Genomic DNA, 15,226 nt, shown 5'->3' with positions numbered 1-15,226 from the left:
GCGCGGCCGATCTTGTTTCATGCCCGTGGCTCCGACTACCGCTATAGTCGACCAGAGATCACGGACCTCCGATCGTGGGCAGATACGTCTCGACTTCACGCCTTCCCACGGTGTCGAGCACAGCGATATTCTCGTTCCAGAAATCTTCAGCTTCTTTGGTATCGGTTCCCCATGCACGCGTAGCGCTGCGACGGCCACCGAGACGCAGATACTGATGGGCCAGCATCGACAGGCCGGACGCAGTCCCAGTCTCAATCGTGGAGTTTCTAACGGGAAGTGCAGATAGCATCCGCTCAAGCGCGTCGTGCTCGGGGCCACGTGGGTGTTGACCCAGGAACACGTCCACTGGAATCCGCGTTTCGTGGCCACCGGACGGCAAGTTGCCACGGTGCGTGACCGTTGCGCGATGGTTCTCGGAAGCAGGATCGATAAACCACCGATCTCCATTGGTGCTGTGCGCAAACTCCTGCGGTTCGTTCATGCTGCCGATCCTTACGAGTTTTCGAGGGAGAGACGCTATCCGGCTTGTGTTCTTGCCGTGCGCCTCGCTTATCAACAGTCACCGCCGCCAATGGTTGCCGGAGGCGTCGAATTGTCTTCGAGCTCCGGCTGCAATCCCCCTAAACTCGTTCCAAAGCCAGAGCTATCCCCTGGCCAACGCCGATGCACATCGTGGCAAGCGCGTATCGCGTACTCCCGAGCGATAGATTCAGTGCAGCGGTTCCGGCAATGCGTGCTCCGGACATGCCGAGCGGGTGACCCAGCGCGATCGCACCGCCATTCGCGTTGACATGCTCCGCATCATCGGGGATTCCGAGCTCGCGCAAAACGGCGATGCCCTGAGAGGCGAAGGCTTCGTTTAGCTCGACAATCCCGAAATCCTGCGGCGACAAGCCGAGGCGTGCGCAGAGTTTCTGCGTCGCTGGCGCAGGCCCGATGCCCATCACCCGTGGCGGAACGCCAGCCGCAGCGCCGCCGAGGATGCGTGCAATCGGCGTCAGGCCATATTTTAGGGCCGCTTCCTGCGAGGCGATGATCAGTGCCGCTGCCCCGTCATTGACGCCGGATGCGTTGCCGGCAGTGACCGTGCCGCCTTCCATTTTGTTCACCGGCCGGAGTTTAGCCAATGCCTCCAAGCTGGTTGCGCGGGGATGCTCGTCCTTGTCGACGATGATGCTATCGCCCTTCTTTTGCGGAACGCTGACGGCTTTGATTTCTCTTGCTAGCCTGCCGTTCTGCTGGGCGGCAGACGCCTTGTTCTGGCTGCGCACTGCAAACGCGTCCTGATCCTCGCGAGAGACATGGTAATCGATCGCGACATTGTCGCCGGTTTCCGGCATGGAATCGACGCCGTACTGCTTCTTCATGAGCGGATTGACGAAACGCCACCCAATGGTGGTGTCGTATATCTCCGCGTTGCGTGAAAACGCGGTCTCGGCCTTCGGCATCACGAACGGAGCGCGGCTCATGCTTTCCACGCCACCGGCAATCATGATGTCGGCTTCGCCGGCCTTGATGGCGCGGGCAGCGGTGATCACGGCATCCATGCCCGATCCGCAGAGACGGTTGATCGTCGTGCCGGATACGGACACTGGCAGGCCGGCAAGCAGCAGCGACATGCGCGCGACATTCCGGTTATCTTCGCCCGCCTGGTTGGCGCAGCCAAAGACCACGTCGCCGACCGCTTCCCAGTCGACGGCAGCGTTTCGCTCCATCAGTGCCTTAAGAGGTACAGCGCCAAGATCGTCCGCCCGGACCGATGACAGCGCGCCGCCGAAGCGACCGATCGGGGTGCGGATATAATCGCAGATAAATGCTTCGGTCATCAATCTCTCCTCAACGCGCCGGTACGACAAGATCGGCAACAGCGCCGTCCACATGGAGCTGCGCGCCGGTCATCGCCTGCAATTCCTCGATGGTCATTGCGGCGAGCTTTTCACGCAGGACAAAACGGCCGTCAGCGATATCGATCACCGCATGGCTCGTATAGACCCTCGTGATGCAGCCGACGCCAGTCAGGGGAAATGTGCATTTGGAGACAAGTTTCGGCTTGCCGTCCTTCGTCACATGCTCGGTGATGACGAAAACCTGCTTGGCACCATGCACCAGATCCATGGCGCCGCCGACCGCCGGCACGCCTTTGGAGCCGACGCGCCAGTTGGCGAGGTCGCCATTTTCCGCCACCTGATAGGCGCCGAGGATTGCAACGTTGAGATGGCCGCCCCGCACCATGGCGAAGCTGTCCGCATGATGAAAGAAAGCCGCGCCGGGCTTGACCGTGACGGCCTTTTTGCCCGCGTTGATCAGATCCCAGTCTTCCTCACCAGCTGCCGGAGGCTCGCCGAAATCGAGGATGCCGTTTTCCGTATGGAAGATCGCCTGTCTGCCGGGCGGCTGATAGCGGGCGACCATTTCCGGAAAACCGATCCCGAGATTGATATAGGCGCCATCTTCGATATCCTGCGCGGCACGCCAGGCGATCTGCGTGTTCGACAGTTTGATGTCTTCGCGGGTGTCCAGTGTCTGAGTTTCGCCGCTCATGCGCTCATTCCTCCGGCATAGGCCACTCCGGCCCGGATGAGTTCTTCTTCTTGCTGAGGGTTTGAAACCTCGACCACCGCATCGACAAAGATGCCGGGCGTGATCACGTGTTCGGGGTCGATGTCGCCGGGTTCAACGATCTGCGAGACCTGGGCGATGGTGGTGGTCGCCGCCATGCACATCAGAGGATTGAAGTTCCGGCCGGCCTTGCGATAGGTGAGGTTGCCATGGGTGTCGCCGAGATGCGCCTTGACGATGGCAAAGTCGGCCTTGAGCCAGCGCTCCTGCACATAATGTCGTCCATCGAATTCGGCGACCGGTTTGCCCTCGGCCAGTTCCGTTCCATAACCCGTCGGCGTGTAGAAGGCCGGTATGCCAGCGCCACCTGCGCGGATCCGCTCGGCGAGCGTGCCTTGGGGGACGAGTTCCAACTCGATTTTTCCGGCCAGATAGGTATCGGTAAAAGCCCGCGGATCGGACGAGCGAGGGAAAGAGCAGATCATCTTTGCGATCATGCCCGCATCGATCATTGCCGCAATGCCGATGCGTCCGTTCCCGGCGTTGTTATTGATCACGGTCAGGTTTTTAGGACCATTGTCGATCAGCGCGTGGATGAGTTCGATCGGCGCACCGGAGCCTCCAAAACCACCGATCATCACCGTGGCACCGTCGGTAACCTTGGACACGGCATCAGTCAAAGTCCGAATTGTTTTATCCATCAGTATCCTCCGCAAACCGCTCCCGCTGCAGAAACAACTAAATCCCATAAGGATGGACGGCAAACCATTTGTGCGATATCGTCTCTTTGTACGATTATCGCACAAAACGAGGCTCTGTTGGACGTCAAGACGAGAGACATGATGGGCGGGCTGGCAAAGGGCCTCAAGGTCATAGAAGCCTTCTCTGCCGAGCGACCGCGTCTCAGCATCGCCGAAGCCTCACAGCTCACCGGTTACGATCGCGCGACGGTAAGACGATGCTTACTGACGCTAGCCGAACTGGGCTATTGTGCCTATGACGGAAAATTCTTCACCGTCACGCCACGCGTCCTGCGACTGGGAACGGGATGTCTGGCGGCCATGCCACTGCCGAAGATCGTACAGCCCTGGCTCGATCACCTGTCGGAACAAACAGGCCAAAGCACATCCGTCTCCATTCTCGATGCAAGCGACATCGTCTACGTCGCGCGGGCCGCGCAGCGCAGGGTCATGTCGATTTCGCTGATGCCGGGCTCACGCCTTCCAGCCTACTGCACCTCTATGGGGCGGGTGATGCTGGCAGCACTTCCTGTCGAGCAGGCAGAAGATCTTCTTTCATTAAAGCCGCTCGTGGCGAGGACGGCAAAGACCGTGACCGACATCGAAACGCTCAAGGGCGAACTGCTCCGCATCCGTGATCGCGGCTATGCCTGCATCGATCAGGAGGTCGAAATCGGCCTTCGCTCTCTGGCCGTCCCGCTATTCGGCCCCCGCGGCCAAGTCGTCGCCGCGCTGAACATCGGGCTAGCCGCGTCAGAGGAGCCGATGCAGGCTGTCGCTGACCGTTACATTCCGTCACTGCTTAAAGTTCAGAAGGAGCTGACCGGCATATCCGGTTGAATTTGCGGCATATGCCGGCGTTCCAACTCCGAAACCATCTTATTCCCGCGGTATCTCCTGCAGCATCCGGATGATGGCGGAAAAGTCCTCGCCGCCGTGTCCGGCTGCCTCGAACTGGGCGTAGAGGTCGGCCGCGTGGGCTCCGAGCGGTGTCGCGGCGCCGGATTGTTGTGCTGCCTCTTGTGACAGCAGCAAGTCCTTCAGCATCAACGCCGTGGCAAAGCCGGGGCGGTAGTCGTTGTTGGCAGGCGATGTCGGCACGGGACCGGGCACGGGGCAATAGGTCGTCAGCGACCAGCACTGGCCCGATGAGGTCGAGGCGACATCGAACAGCGCCTGATGCGAGAGGCCGAGCTTTTCAGCCAGGCCGAACGCTTCGCAGACGCCGATCATCGAGATGCCGAGGATCATGTTGTTGCAGATCTTTGCAGCCTGACCCGCACCATCGCCGCCGCAGTGGACAATCTTGCGGCCCATGGCTTCGAGGATAGCCTTACCCGACGCAAACGCACTCTCCGAGCCGCCCACCATGAATGTCAGCGTGCCCGCTTCCGCGCCGGTCGTTCCGCCGGACACCGGAGCATCGAGAGAGAGGCAACCCATCGCGCTGCCCAGAGCATGCGCCTTGCGGGCGCTCTCCACGTCCACGGTCGAACAATCGATGAGCAGCGTTCCCTCGGGGATCACGGATGCCAGATCCGACCAGACGGCGAGGACATGCTGGCCCTTGGGCAGCATGGTGATGATGCAGTCTGCATTCAGCACAGCCTGGGGGAGGGTGCTTGCCGCGTTGACGCCATGCGCGCTTGCGGCATTCCTGCTCGCCTCCGAAAGATCGAAGCCCCAGACGTCATGTCCCGCCTTGACGAGATTGGCCGCCATCGGCCCGCCCATGTTCCCAAGTCCAACGAATGCAACCTTGCTCATAGTCCCCCCTTACCGATTGTCCGCCAAGATCATCGCCGCCGCCTTTTCGGCAATCATGATCGTCGGAGAATTCGTGTTGCCCGATGTGATGGCGGGCATGATTGATGCGTCGGCAATTCTCAGCCGGCCGAGTGCTCTCATTTTCAGTCGCGGATCGACGACGCTATCGGGATCCGACCCCATCCGGGCCGTGCCCACGGGATGGAAAATCGTCGTTCCTATTTCGCCGGCAGCGCGCTCCAGATCTGCATCCGTGTCGTAGGCCGGCCCCGGCTTGTATTCTTCCGGCTGGTAGCGGGCGAAAGCAGGCTGCGCGACGATGTTGCGGGTCAGCCGGATCGAACTTGCCGCGACACTGCGGTCGCCAGCTGTCGAAAGATAGTTCGGCCGGATCGCCGGCGCTGCTGCAAAATCGGGGCCTTTCAGATGCACGGAACCGCGGCTCTCGGGACGAAGGTTGCACACGCTTGCGGTGATTGCCGGAAAAGTATGAACCGGATCGCCGAAGCGGTCCAGCGAGACCGGTTGGACATGGTATTCGAGATCAGCCGTTTCCTTGTCCGGACCCGACCGGGTAAAAATCCCGAGCTGGCTTGGAGCCATGGACATCGGTCCTGAGCGTTTCAGCGCATATTCCAGCCCGATCGCAGCCTTGCCGAGCCAGCGAGAGGCTTTCTCGTTCAGCGTCGGCACGCCGGTGACCTTGTAGACCAGCCGTAGCTGCAGGTGATCCTGCAGGTTTTCGCCGACCTGTCGCACCTCCTTGACCATCTCGACCCCGGCGTCCGCCAGAACTTCGCCGCGTCCGACGCCTGAGAGTTCGAGCACATGCGGCGTCCCGATCGCGCCGGCCGAAAGCACCGTCTCGCGACGGGCATGAGCCACCTGCGACACGCCATTCTGCTGAAACTCGACGCCTTTCACCTCACCGGTTTCGATGATCAGGCGGCGGACATGCGCCTTGGTGAGGACGCGTAGGTTCGGCCGCTTCATCGCGGGCCGCAGAAAGGCCTTGGAGGTGTTCCAGCGAATGCCCGAACGCTGGTTGACGTCGAAATAGCTCGAGCCTTCGTTGTCGCCGCGGTTGAAATCCTCGATCATCGGGATGCCCGCCTGTTCCGCCGCCTTGCGGAAACTGTCGAGCACCGCCCAGTGCAGACGCTGCTTTTCGACCCGCCATTCGCCGCCTTCGCCATGCAAATGGTCGCCGCCCTTGTAGAAGTCCTGGCTCTTGCGAAACAGCGGCAGCACGTCGTCCCAGCCCCAGCCGGCACATCCCATCTGCCGCCATAGGTCGTAATCGCGCGCTTGGCCGCGCATATAGATCATGCCGTTGATCGAGGAGCAGCCACCGAGCAGCTTTCCGCGCGGATAAAACAGGGAGCGGCCGTTAAGGCCTTCCTCCTTTTCGGTGGCAAAACACCAGTCGGTGCGCGGGTTGTTGATGCAGTAGAGATAGCCGACCGGGATATGCACCCAATGATAGTTGTCGGTCCCGCCGGCTTCGAGAAGCAGCACGCTGTTGCGGCTATCGGCCGAAAGGCGGTTCGCAAGAACGCAGCCGGCGCTTCCGGCACCGATGATGATGTAGTCGTAGGTTTCCATGATCTTCAGCCAATCAGCGGCGGTGCTCGAAGCCGAGTTTGCGGCCGAGCCGGGAAGCGTAGAATTCCCCGATCAGGCCGCGCCGGAAGAGGAGGACGCAGACCATGAAGACCACGCCGGTGATGATCGTCACGGGGAATTCCGAGGTCGCGAGATAGTTCTGCAGGGCCACTACGAGCCCGGCGCCGAAGATCGGACCGATCAGCGTGCCGATGCCACCGAGCAGCGTCATCAGGATCACTTCGCCGGACATCTGCCAGCCGACATCGGTCAGCGTCGCGAACTGGAAAACGAGCGCCTTGGTGCCGCCTGCGAGCCCGGCAAGGGCTGCCGACATCACGAAGGCGCCAAGCTTGTAGCGGGATACGGAGTAGCCGAGCGAGATGGCGCGCTGCTCATTCTCGCGGATCGATTTTAGGATCATCCCGAAGGGCGAGTTGATGAAGCGCCAGATGATCGCCATGCCAATCATGAAGACGGCGAGCACGAAATAGTACATGTTCGTCGTTTCGCTGAGATCGATGAAGCCGAACAGGTGGCCGCGCGGCACGGACTGGATGCCGTCTTCGCCATGCGTGAATTCCGCCTGCAGGCAGAAGAAGAAGAACATCTGCGAAAGCGCAAGCGTGATCATCGCAAAGTAGATGCCCTGCCGCCGTATCGCAAAGAAGCCCATGATCAGGCCAAGCACGGCCGCTCCGAATGCACCGACGAGAATGCCGAGTTCCGGCGACAGACCCCAGACCTTCACGACATGGGCAGTAAAATAGGCGGCTCCGCCGAAGAACGTCGCATGGCCAAAGGACAACAGGCCCGTGTAACCCAACAGCAGGTTGAAAGCGCAGGCAAATAGCGCAAAGCACAAAAGCTTCATCAGAAAGATCGGGTAGAAGAACAGCGGTGCAACAAGGAGCAGCACCAGTCCCAACCCGATGAAGATCGCGTAGGTTTTCGTGGCTGTGCCCGACCTCTCTATGCGCGGCGGGGCGGCGGTGTGGATGATGTCGCTCATCTCTGGCATCCTTCCCTAAACATCCCGGCCGAAAAGACCGGCTGGCCGCAGAAGCAGCACGATCGCCATGATCACGAAGATCACGATGCTCGATGCTTCCGGATAAAACACTTTCGTCAGGCCCTCGGCGATTCCGAGCATGTAGCCGGTCAGGATCGCACCCATGATCGATCCCATGCCGCCCACCACGACGACCGCAAAGACGACGATGATGATGTTGGATCCCATCAGCGGCGAGACCTGGTAGATCGGCGCGGCCAACACACCCGCGAAGGCTGCAAGTCCGGCGCCGAGCCCGTAGGTCAGGGTCAGGAGCACCGGCACGTTGACGCCGAAGGCCTGCACGAGGGTCGGATTTTCCGTCGCTGCCCGCAGATAGGCCCCGAGCTTGGTTTTTTCGATCAAAAGCCAGGTGCCGATACAGGCGATCAGCGACACGACCACGACCCAGCCGCGATAGATGGGCAGGAACATGAAGCCGAGATTGGTGCCGCCGGCAAGCTGCGGCGGGACCGAATAGGGCTGGCCTGACGATCCGTAGAGATACCGGAACGTGCCCTCGATGGTAAGCGCTAGCCCGAAGGTGAAGAGCAGACCGTAGAGATGGTCCAGCTTGTAAAGCCGCGATAGCAGAAAGCGTTCGGTGACGGCGCCGAACAGGCCGACGATGAGCGGCGCGAAAACAAGCGCGAACCAGTAGTTGATGCCGAAATACTGCAGCAGCAGCATGGCGACGAACGCGCCGAGCATATACTGCGCGCCGTGGGCAAAGTTGATGACCCGCAGCAACCCGAAGATGACCGCAAGACCGAGGCTTAAGAGTGCGTAGAAAGAGCCGTTGATCAGGCCGATCAGGAGCTGTCCGAGGAAAGCCTGGAGCGGAATGCCGAAAATCATGGTCATGGTGCGGCGCTCCCGAACTGAGACATATCAAAGGGGTAGAAAGTCCCCTCCCCACCCTCCCCACAAGGGGGAGGGCTTAACCTGGCCGACCCGCTGTGGCTCAATCGGGGCCGGCGTGTGAGGCAGGTCTTCTCCCCCCTTGTGGGGGAGATGGCCGGCAGGCCAGAGGGGGTTTCGGTCAGCGCGCTGCCAGGGTGCAATGCCATCCTCAAACCCCCAGAACCTTGTGCAGCATGTCCATCCTCTCCGGCAGCTCGCCGACGGGGAAATTGGCCACCATTTTTCCGTGGTCCATCAGGTAGAACCGGTCAGCGACGCGGCTTGCGAAGCGGAAATTCTGCTCGACCATCAGCACGGTCATGCCGCGGTCCTTCAGCGTTTTCAGGACCTCGCCGATGCGCTGCACGATGACAGGCGCAAGCCCTTCCGTCGGCTCGTCGAGGATGAGCAGTTTTACCCCGGTGCGCAGGATGCGGGCGATCGCCAGCATCTGCTGTTCGCCACCGGAGAGCTTCGTGCCCGGGCTGGAGCGGCGTTCGTGAAGGTTCGGGAATAGCTCGTAGATCTCGCTGAGTGGCATTCCCCCTTGCGCAACGACCGGCGGCAGCATGAGGTTTTCCTCGACGGTCAGCGTCGAGAAGATACCACGCTCCTCAGGCACAAAGCCGAGACCCGCATGGGCGGTTCTGTGCAATGGAACCCGCGACATGTCCTGGCCGGAAAAGAGGATCTCGCCGCGGCGTTCGCGGATGATGCCCATGATCGTGCGCAGCGTCGTGGTCTTGCCGACGCCGTTGCGACCGAGAATGGTGATGGTTTCGCCCTCATGCACCGTCATGTCGACGCCGTGCAGGACGTGGCTTTCGCCATACCAGGCATTGAGATTGGAAACCTGAAGCAGGGGTTGCGCCATCATGCCTCCTCCGTGCCCATGTAAGCCGTGCGGACGCGCGGATCCTGGCTGACCGTCGCGTAATCGCCCTCGGCCAGAATTTCGCCGCGCTGTAGCACCGTGACGTGGTGGCAGATATCTGCAACGACGGAAAGATTGTGCTCCACCATCAGCACCGCGCGGGTTTTCGCCACTTCGCGGATGATGGCGGACACGGTACCGATATCCTCCTGGCCCATGCCGGCCATCGGCTCGTCGAGCAGCAGCACTTTGGGATCGAGTGCCAAAGTCGTGGCAATCTCCAGTACCCGCTTGCGACCGTAGGAAAGGTCGGCCGCCAGCGCGTTGCGCTCGCGTTTCAGCCCCACAGTCTCGATCAGCTCGTCGGCGCGGGCATCCAGCCGGTCGAGCGAGGAGAGCGGCAGCCAGAACTGTGTCGACAACCCGCTCGGACGCTGCAATGCGACGCGGACATTGTCACGCACTGTCAGATGCGGAAACACGGCTGAGATCTGGAAGGAGCGGACCAGCCCCATGCGCGCCACCTTGTCCGGCGGCAGTTTCGTGATGTCGGCGCCGAGCAGCGTGATCGAACCGGCGGTCGGCTGCAAAAACTTGGTGAGCAGATTGAACACCGTCGTCTTGCCGGCGCCATTCGGACCGATCAGCGCATGGACACTGGCGTCGTGAACATCGAGATCGACATTCTTGACGGCTGCGAATGCTCCAAAGCTCTTCGACAGGCCACGGGCGGACAAGACCACCCGTGGCTGCTCGTTAGTCGAGATCGATGCGACTGCCATCGCTCACTTCACCAGCTCGCAACCGGCCTTGGCCGGGTCGAGATAGGCCTCCTTGCCGGGAATGGTGGCAAGCACGTTGTAATAGTCCCACGGTTCCTTGCTTTCATCAGGCTTCTTCACCTGCAAAAGGTACATGTCGTGGATCATTCGGCCGTTTGCGCCAACCGTACCGCCGCGAGCGAAGAAGTCGTCGACCGGCATTTCATGCAGCGCTTTGGAAACCGCGTCGCTTTCGTCCGTACCGGCCTTCTGCACGGCTTTGAGATACTGCGTCACGGCAGAATAGGTGCCCGCATGAACCATGTTCGGCATCTTGTTGGTCCGGGCAAAAAACTTCTTGGCAAACTCGCGGCTCTTATCGTCGAGGTTCCAGTAATAACCTTCCGTCAGCGTCAGGCCTTGTGCTGCCTCAAGTCCGAGCCCGTGCACTTCGGCCAGCGTGAACAGGAGCGCGGCCAATTTCTGACCGCCTTGGACAATACCGAACTCGGCCGCCTGCTTGATCGAGTTGGCCGTGTCGAGACCGGCGTTGGCAAGCCCGATCACCTTCGCGCCTGATGACTGCGCCTGCAGCAGGAAGGATGAGAAATCCTGGCTCGACAGGGGATGCCGCACCGAACCGACGACCGTGCCGCCATTGGCCTTCACGTAGTCGCTGGTCTGCTGCTCGAGGGAATAGCCGAAAGCATAGTCCGCGGTCAGGAAAAACCAGCTGTCACCGCCCTGTTTGACCATCGCACCGCCTGTGCCGACCGCAAGCGCATGGGTATCATATGCCCAGTGGAAGCCGTAGGGCGTGCAGGACTTGCCCGTGAGATCAGTGGTCGCCGCACCGGTGTTGATGGTGATCTTCTTCTTGTCCTTGGACAGCGCCTGGACCGCGAGACCGACCGACGACGTTGTCAGGTCCATGATCGTATCGACCTGCTGGGTATCGTACCACTGGCGGGCGATGTTGGAGGCGATGTCGGGCTTGTTCTGGTGATCGGCGTCGATGACCTCGATCGGAACATCCAGAACCTTGCCGCCAAAATCCTCGACCGCCATCTTTGCAGCCTCAACGGACGACTTGCCGCCGAAATCGGAATACACCCCGGACTGGTCGTTCAGGATACCGATCCTGACCTTGCCGTCGGATGCCGCTTGGGAAAATGCAGTGCTGCTGGCAAGCAATACGGCCAGCGGTGTAACAACGGACGCCACAAACGTCTTTCGCATAAGGTCTCCTCCCAGAGATAACAGCGCGCGAATCTGTTCAAATTTGGCGGGCCACCCTCCTCAAAGCAGCCCCTCCTGTGGGTATGGTCGAGTAAAACGAACGTTGACGCAAGGAGGAGCGCGCTATTAATTGCAAACAGCCTCTGTTCAATTTTGAACAGACACGTGACAGCGTTTGAACAGATAGGGACATTGGAGCGCTAACCGCCGACATGACAGCCAGCCCGAACTTCACCTGGGACGACCTTCAATATTTCCTGGCCGTCGCCCGAACCGGGCAGCTTTCCGTCGCGGCCCGGCAATTGCGCACCAGCCATGCCACCGTATCGCGCCGCATCGACCGGCTGGAATTCAGTCTCCGGATCAAGCTTTTCGAGCGCAATCCGCGCGGATACGTTCTGACGGGCATTGGTCAGCGCTTTATCGAAGCGGCGGAACGCATGGAGGCGGAAGCGGACCGGTTGCAGATGGATATCTTCTCGGGGAGCGCTGCTCACCAGGGCGTCGTCCGTCTCAGTGCTCCGGAAGGAATTGCGAACTTCTTCCTCGCGCATCAGATCAGTGATTTCACCGTCCAGCATCCCAATCTCTCGCTCGAGCTGGTGACGATCCAGCAAATCATGTCCTTGTCGCGCAAGGAGGCCGACATTGCCATCTCGCTCGATCCGCCGAAGGGCGGACCCTACGAAATCGAGAAGATCACCGACTATCGGCTGAACATCTACGGCGCAAAATCCTACCTGTCCGAGCGACCGGAGGTTAAAAGCCGCGACGACCTGCTGCTTCACCCGTTCATCGGCTACATCCAGGATATGATCTTTGCGCCGGGACTGGACTATCTTGGCGACGTCCATCCGGGAATCCGGCCGCGGTTTCAGAGCTCAAGCATCTCGGCGCAACTGACGGCGACGCTTCAGGGCCAGGGTCTCTGCATCCTGCCGCATTTCATTGCGCGCCGTCAGCCGGATCTCGAGCTGGTGCTGTCCCGCGAGGTGCAGTTGACCCGGCACTACTACCTGGTCCGCCACCGCGACATAAGCCGCATTCCCCGTGTACGTGCCGTCGCCGATTACCTTTTGGCAGTCGTGCAGAACAATCGAGATGCTTTTCTTGGCGAAATAGAAAGCGCCTGAGCAGAACGAAATGTGCCCGCCAAACCGGGTTTACCTGGCGTGGCGGGCACTGTACCGAGACAGTACTCGCGTTCGGAATCAGTGGCTGAAGATTTTTACCGGGATTGCCTTGGACGCCGGCGTCTTGGACATCTCGTCGTGATGGTCGATTGCGTTCAGCACATTGCATTCGGGATAGTACCCGCCGATCGTGCCGCGCGGAAGCTTGTGGGCTCGGACCGTCAGCCCGCTGAGTTCGCGATGTTTGCCGTCTTCGAAGTCACTGACGAGCGATACGACCTGACCTTCCCGAAGCCCTGCTGCAGCGATGTCTTCGGGGCACATGAGAAGCACGTCTCGCGTGCCCTCAATGCCGCGGAATCGATCCGAATAGCCATAGATCGTTGTGTTAAACTGGTCGTTGGACCGCATCGTGATCAGCCGGAACCGACCAGGCGCATCCTCGAACGACAACGCGTTGAGCTGATGCGGCGTTGTAAAGACCGCTCTCTTTTCCTCGGTATTCCACTTGCGTTCGTGTGCATCATTGCCGCGATAAAAGCCGCCGGGCTCGAACATGCGCTGGTTGTAATGCTTGAAGTCGTCGGGGTAGGTTGCCTCGATGAGATTGCGAACGAGGCTGTAGTCCCGCGTCCATTCGTCCCATTTCAGCTTCGGGTTATGGTCGAGGGTTGCCTTGGCGATGCCGGTCACGATCGCAAGTTCGCTCTGGAGTTGCTTGGATGCCGGCGTGCGCTTTCCGATCGAACCGGAAATGTGGGAGAAGCTGTCTTCCGTCGTGACGGACTGATTTCCGGTCGCCTGCATGTCGATCTCGGTTCGGCTGAGACATGGCAAGATCCAGGCCTCCTTGCCCGGAAACAGATGGCTGCGGTTGAGCTTGGTCGAGACCATGACCGTCAGCTCCTGCTCGGCCCAGACCCGCTCCATATCGACCTGATCCGGCACGGCGCGAAGCAGATTGCCGCCGAGTGAGATCGTGGCGCGAATGGTTCCCGCCATCATGCCTTTGACCGCATCGACGATGTGCGTTCCGTCCTCGGTCGGAGGATCGAAATCGAACAGTTCCTTCAGTTTGTCCATCGGGATGAGCTTGGTCTTTTCAGCGATGCCGACGGTCCGCTGGCCCTGAACGTTCGAGTGCCCACGCACCGGACAGCAACCAGCTCCCTCGCGGCCGATATTGCCGCGCAGGAGGAGAAGGTTGACTAGCATCGCGATGTTGAGGCCGCCCTGCGAATGCTGGGTCAGTCCCATTCCGTAGACGCCGATGACACGCTTGGCGGCAATATAAGTCGCGCCTGCCTCGCGCAGATCAGCCTCCGTGAGCCCGCTTTCGCGCACAATGTCCGACCAAGGCGTGTCGCGCACGCATTCGATGAACTTGTCGAAGCCCGTCGTATGCTCGGCGATGAAATCGACATCGAGAACACGCGCCCGGCCAGCGGCAACCGCTGCATCATCGGCCTCGACGACGGTCTTACAGAGACCCAGCATGGCAGCGACGTCACCACCGGCCTGCACCTGCAGATACTGATCGGATATCTTGGTCTCGTTGCCCGTGACCATGTCGAGCGGATTTTGCGGGTTCACGAATGACACGAGACCCTGCTCGATGACAGGGTTGAATGTGACGATCTTCGCGCCGCGCTTTTTAGCTTCCTGCAGCGGATGCAGGAAACGTGGACTGTTGGTGCCCGGGTTCTGGCCGAAGAAGAAGAAGGCGTCGGTCTTTTCCAAATCTTCCCAGACGATGGTACCGACCGGCGAGCCGATGACCTTGGTGAGGCCGACGGACGTCGTCTCGTGGCACATGTTCGAGCTCTGCGGCAGGTTGTTGTTGCCATAGGCGCGTGCCAGCAAGGCATAGAGGTAGGATGCTTCCAGTCCGGCATGGCCGGACGAATAGAAGACTACGCTCTTCTTCTCCAGGCGCTTTAGCGTTGCGCCGATCTTCTGGAACGCCTCGTTCCAGGTGGCTTCCACGTATTGTCCGGTCGCGTGATCGAAGCGGAGAGGATGGGTCAGGCGACCTGTCATCTCCAGATCGTGGTCTTTCCAGCCCTTCAGCTCCTCCACCGTGTGCTTCTTGAAGAAATCAGGTCCGCAACGGGAGTTGGTCAGGTCCCACATGGTGGCCTTGGCACCATTCTCGCAAAACTCGAAAGGGTGATAGTTTTTGGGCTTTGGCCAGGCGCACGAGACGCACATGAATCCGCCCGGCTTGTTTTGGCGAGACAACGTTTCGAGAAACGCTGGTGGAGGCGAACTCTCGCCGTAGATCCGGAAGATCGACTTTACCGAGCCCCAACCACCTGCAGGGCCTTTGCCTTCAGGATTGCTGATGTTGTCTGCCATGGGTGGGCCTCCGAAATGTTCGCTGAAAGGGATGCTAGGGGCGGCATCGACATAACTCGAATAAGGCGCGATCGTTCCTCCCGCCGGGCAGTCGTTTCCGAGCAGCTGTCGGATCCGGAGACGGCATACGGCCTCGGTTTCAGGACGAGGCATACCGCAAATGACTGACGTGACGTTGCTCCACTATTCTTCTTGAACCGGCGGCATATATAGGCGTTTGCGTCCGGACGATTGCG

At 60.3% G+C, this 15,226-nt stretch carries 14 protein-coding genes; 2 read left to right on the top strand and 12 right to left on the bottom strand.

Annotated features, from left to right (window positions below; all coding sequences use genetic code 11):
• Positions 1 to 58: 58 nt before the first annotated feature.
• The 4 genes from BLW69_RS15035 to BLW69_RS15020 all read right to left on the bottom strand — a co-directional run bounded on the left by BLW69_RS15035 (position 59) and on the right by BLW69_RS15020 (position 3,260).
• Positions 59 to 481, bottom strand: a complete 423-nt coding sequence (locus BLW69_RS15035; protein ID WP_092663053.1) for a hypothetical protein — start codon at positions 479 to 481, stop codon at positions 59 to 61.
• A 139-nt stretch (positions 482 to 620) separates the two neighbouring features.
• Positions 621 to 1,826 (bottom strand): 3-oxoadipyl-CoA thiolase, encoded by a 1,206-nt coding sequence (gene pcaF, locus BLW69_RS15030; RefSeq protein ID WP_092663051.1) that lies wholly within the window; start codon positions 1,824 to 1,826, stop codon positions 621 to 623.
• 10 nt (positions 1,827 to 1,836) lie between these two features.
• Entirely contained in the window at positions 1,837 to 2,541 is a 705-nt protein-coding gene (locus BLW69_RS15025) for a CoA transferase subunit B (RefSeq protein WP_092663049.1), read from the bottom strand.
• Entirely contained in the window at positions 2,538 to 3,260 is a 723-nt protein-coding gene (locus tag BLW69_RS15020) for a 3-oxoacid CoA-transferase subunit A (protein WP_062578015.1), read from the bottom strand. The genes BLW69_RS15025 and BLW69_RS15020 overlap by 4 nt, the downstream gene beginning before the upstream one ends.
• 117 nt (positions 3,261 to 3,377) lie before the next feature.
• Here BLW69_RS15020 and BLW69_RS15015 point away from each other — a divergent pair, with 117 nt between their 5' ends.
• Positions 3,378 to 4,139: an IclR family transcriptional regulator domain-containing protein gene (locus BLW69_RS15015; protein WP_092663047.1), complete on the top strand. Its 762-nt coding sequence runs from the start codon at positions 3,378 to 3,380 to the stop codon at positions 4,137 to 4,139.
• Between the two features lie 39 nt (positions 4,140 to 4,178).
• Here BLW69_RS15015 and mmsB read toward each other — a convergent pair whose 3' ends face one another.
• From mmsB to BLW69_RS14980, 7 genes are all read right to left on the bottom strand, one after another.
• Positions 4,179 to 5,066 carry a 3-hydroxyisobutyrate dehydrogenase gene (gene mmsB / locus BLW69_RS15010; RefSeq protein ID WP_062459718.1) on the bottom strand — a complete coding sequence of 296 codons (888 nt, stop codon included), beginning with the start codon at positions 5,064 to 5,066 and terminating at the stop codon, positions 4,179 to 4,181.
• Positions 5,067 to 5,075: 9 nt separating this feature from the next.
• Positions 5,076 to 6,671, bottom strand: coding sequence for a GMC family oxidoreductase (locus tag BLW69_RS15005; RefSeq protein ID WP_092663045.1), 1,596 nt, complete (start codon positions 6,669 to 6,671; stop codon positions 5,076 to 5,078).
• Between the two features lie 13 nt (positions 6,672 to 6,684).
• Complete coding sequence (locus tag BLW69_RS15000; protein ID WP_092663043.1) at positions 6,685 to 7,683, bottom strand: branched-chain amino acid ABC transporter permease; 999 nt, start codon at positions 7,681 to 7,683, stop codon at positions 6,685 to 6,687.
• 15 nt (positions 7,684 to 7,698) lie between these two features.
• Positions 7,699 to 8,586, bottom strand: a complete 888-nt coding sequence (locus tag BLW69_RS14995; RefSeq protein WP_062578012.1) for a branched-chain amino acid ABC transporter permease — start codon at positions 8,584 to 8,586, stop codon at positions 7,699 to 7,701.
• Positions 8,587 to 8,794: 208 nt separating this feature from the next.
• Complete coding sequence (locus BLW69_RS14990) at positions 8,795 to 9,499, bottom strand: ABC transporter ATP-binding protein (RefSeq protein ID WP_062459733.1); 705 nt, start codon at positions 9,497 to 9,499, stop codon at positions 8,795 to 8,797.
• Positions 9,499 to 10,281: an ABC transporter ATP-binding protein gene (locus tag BLW69_RS14985; protein WP_062459736.1), complete on the bottom strand. Its 783-nt coding sequence runs from the start codon at positions 10,279 to 10,281 to the stop codon at positions 9,499 to 9,501. The genes BLW69_RS14990 and BLW69_RS14985 overlap by 1 nt, the downstream gene beginning before the upstream one ends.
• Before the next feature lie 3 nt (positions 10,282 to 10,284).
• The gene (locus tag BLW69_RS14980; RefSeq protein WP_092663041.1) at positions 10,285 to 11,499 is read right to left on the bottom strand and encodes an ABC transporter substrate-binding protein; all 1,215 of its coding nucleotides are present in this window, start codon (positions 11,497 to 11,499) and stop codon (positions 10,285 to 10,287) included.
• Positions 11,500 to 11,711: 212 nt separating this feature from the next.
• On the opposite strand from BLW69_RS14980, the gene BLW69_RS14975 reads away from it, so the two are divergent.
• Positions 11,712 to 12,632 carry a LysR family transcriptional regulator gene (locus tag BLW69_RS14975; RefSeq protein ID WP_092663039.1) on the top strand — a complete coding sequence of 307 codons (921 nt, stop codon included), beginning with the start codon at positions 11,712 to 11,714 and terminating at the stop codon, positions 12,630 to 12,632.
• A gap of 78 nt (positions 12,633 to 12,710) precedes the next feature.
• Here BLW69_RS14975 and BLW69_RS14970 read toward each other — a convergent pair whose 3' ends face one another.
• Positions 12,711 to 14,990 carry an FdhF/YdeP family oxidoreductase gene (locus BLW69_RS14970; RefSeq protein WP_092663037.1) on the bottom strand — a complete coding sequence of 760 codons (2,280 nt, stop codon included), beginning with the start codon at positions 14,988 to 14,990 and terminating at the stop codon, positions 12,711 to 12,713.
• Positions 14,991 to 15,226: the final 236 nt, after the last annotated feature.

The sequence above is a fragment of the Rhizobium sp. NFR12 genome, assembly GCF_900108545.1.
Lineage (GTDB): Bacteria > Pseudomonadota > Alphaproteobacteria > Rhizobiales > Rhizobiaceae > Neorhizobium > Neorhizobium soli.
Note: the sequence above shows the minus strand (reverse complement) of the source record. Positions and strands in the feature narration are given on the sequence as shown.

Excerpts from the sequence above, each read along its gene's own strand:
- pcaF (WP_092663051.1), bottom strand. The coding sequence starts at position 1,826 with ATGACCGAAGCATTTATCTGCGATTATATCCGCACCCCGATCGGTCGC.
- BLW69_RS14970 (WP_092663037.1), bottom strand. The coding sequence starts at position 14,990 with ATGGCAGACAACATCAGCAATCCTGAAGGCAAAGGCCCTGCAGGTGGT.
- mmsB (WP_062459718.1), bottom strand. The coding sequence starts at position 5,066 with ATGAGCAAGGTTGCATTCGTTGGACTTGGGAACATGGGCGGGCCGATG.
- BLW69_RS14985 (WP_062459736.1), bottom strand. The coding sequence starts at position 10,281 with ATGGCAGTCGCATCGATCTCGACTAACGAGCAGCCACGGGTGGTCTTG.
- BLW69_RS15000 (WP_092663043.1), bottom strand. The coding sequence starts at position 7,683 with ATGAGCGACATCATCCACACCGCCGCCCCGCCGCGCATAGAGAGGTCG.
- BLW69_RS15035 (WP_092663053.1), bottom strand. The coding sequence starts at position 481 with ATGAACGAACCGCAGGAGTTTGCGCACAGCACCAATGGAGATCGGTGG.
- BLW69_RS14980 (WP_092663041.1), bottom strand. The coding sequence starts at position 11,499 with ATGCGAAAGACGTTTGTGGCGTCCGTTGTTACACCGCTGGCCGTATTG.
- BLW69_RS15025 (WP_092663049.1), bottom strand. The coding sequence starts at position 2,541 with ATGAGCGGCGAAACTCAGACACTGGACACCCGCGAAGACATCAAACTG.
- BLW69_RS15020 (WP_062578015.1), bottom strand. The coding sequence starts at position 3,260 with ATGGATAAAACAATTCGGACTTTGACTGATGCCGTGTCCAAGGTTACC.
- BLW69_RS14995 (WP_062578012.1), bottom strand. The coding sequence starts at position 8,586 with ATGACCATGATTTTCGGCATTCCGCTCCAGGCTTTCCTCGGACAGCTC.
- BLW69_RS14975 (WP_092663039.1), top strand. The coding sequence starts at position 11,712 with ATGACAGCCAGCCCGAACTTCACCTGGGACGACCTTCAATATTTCCTG.
- BLW69_RS14990 (WP_062459733.1), bottom strand. The coding sequence starts at position 9,499 with ATGGCGCAACCCCTGCTTCAGGTTTCCAATCTCAATGCCTGGTATGGC.
- BLW69_RS15005 (WP_092663045.1), bottom strand. The coding sequence starts at position 6,671 with ATGGAAACCTACGACTACATCATCATCGGTGCCGGAAGCGCCGGCTGC.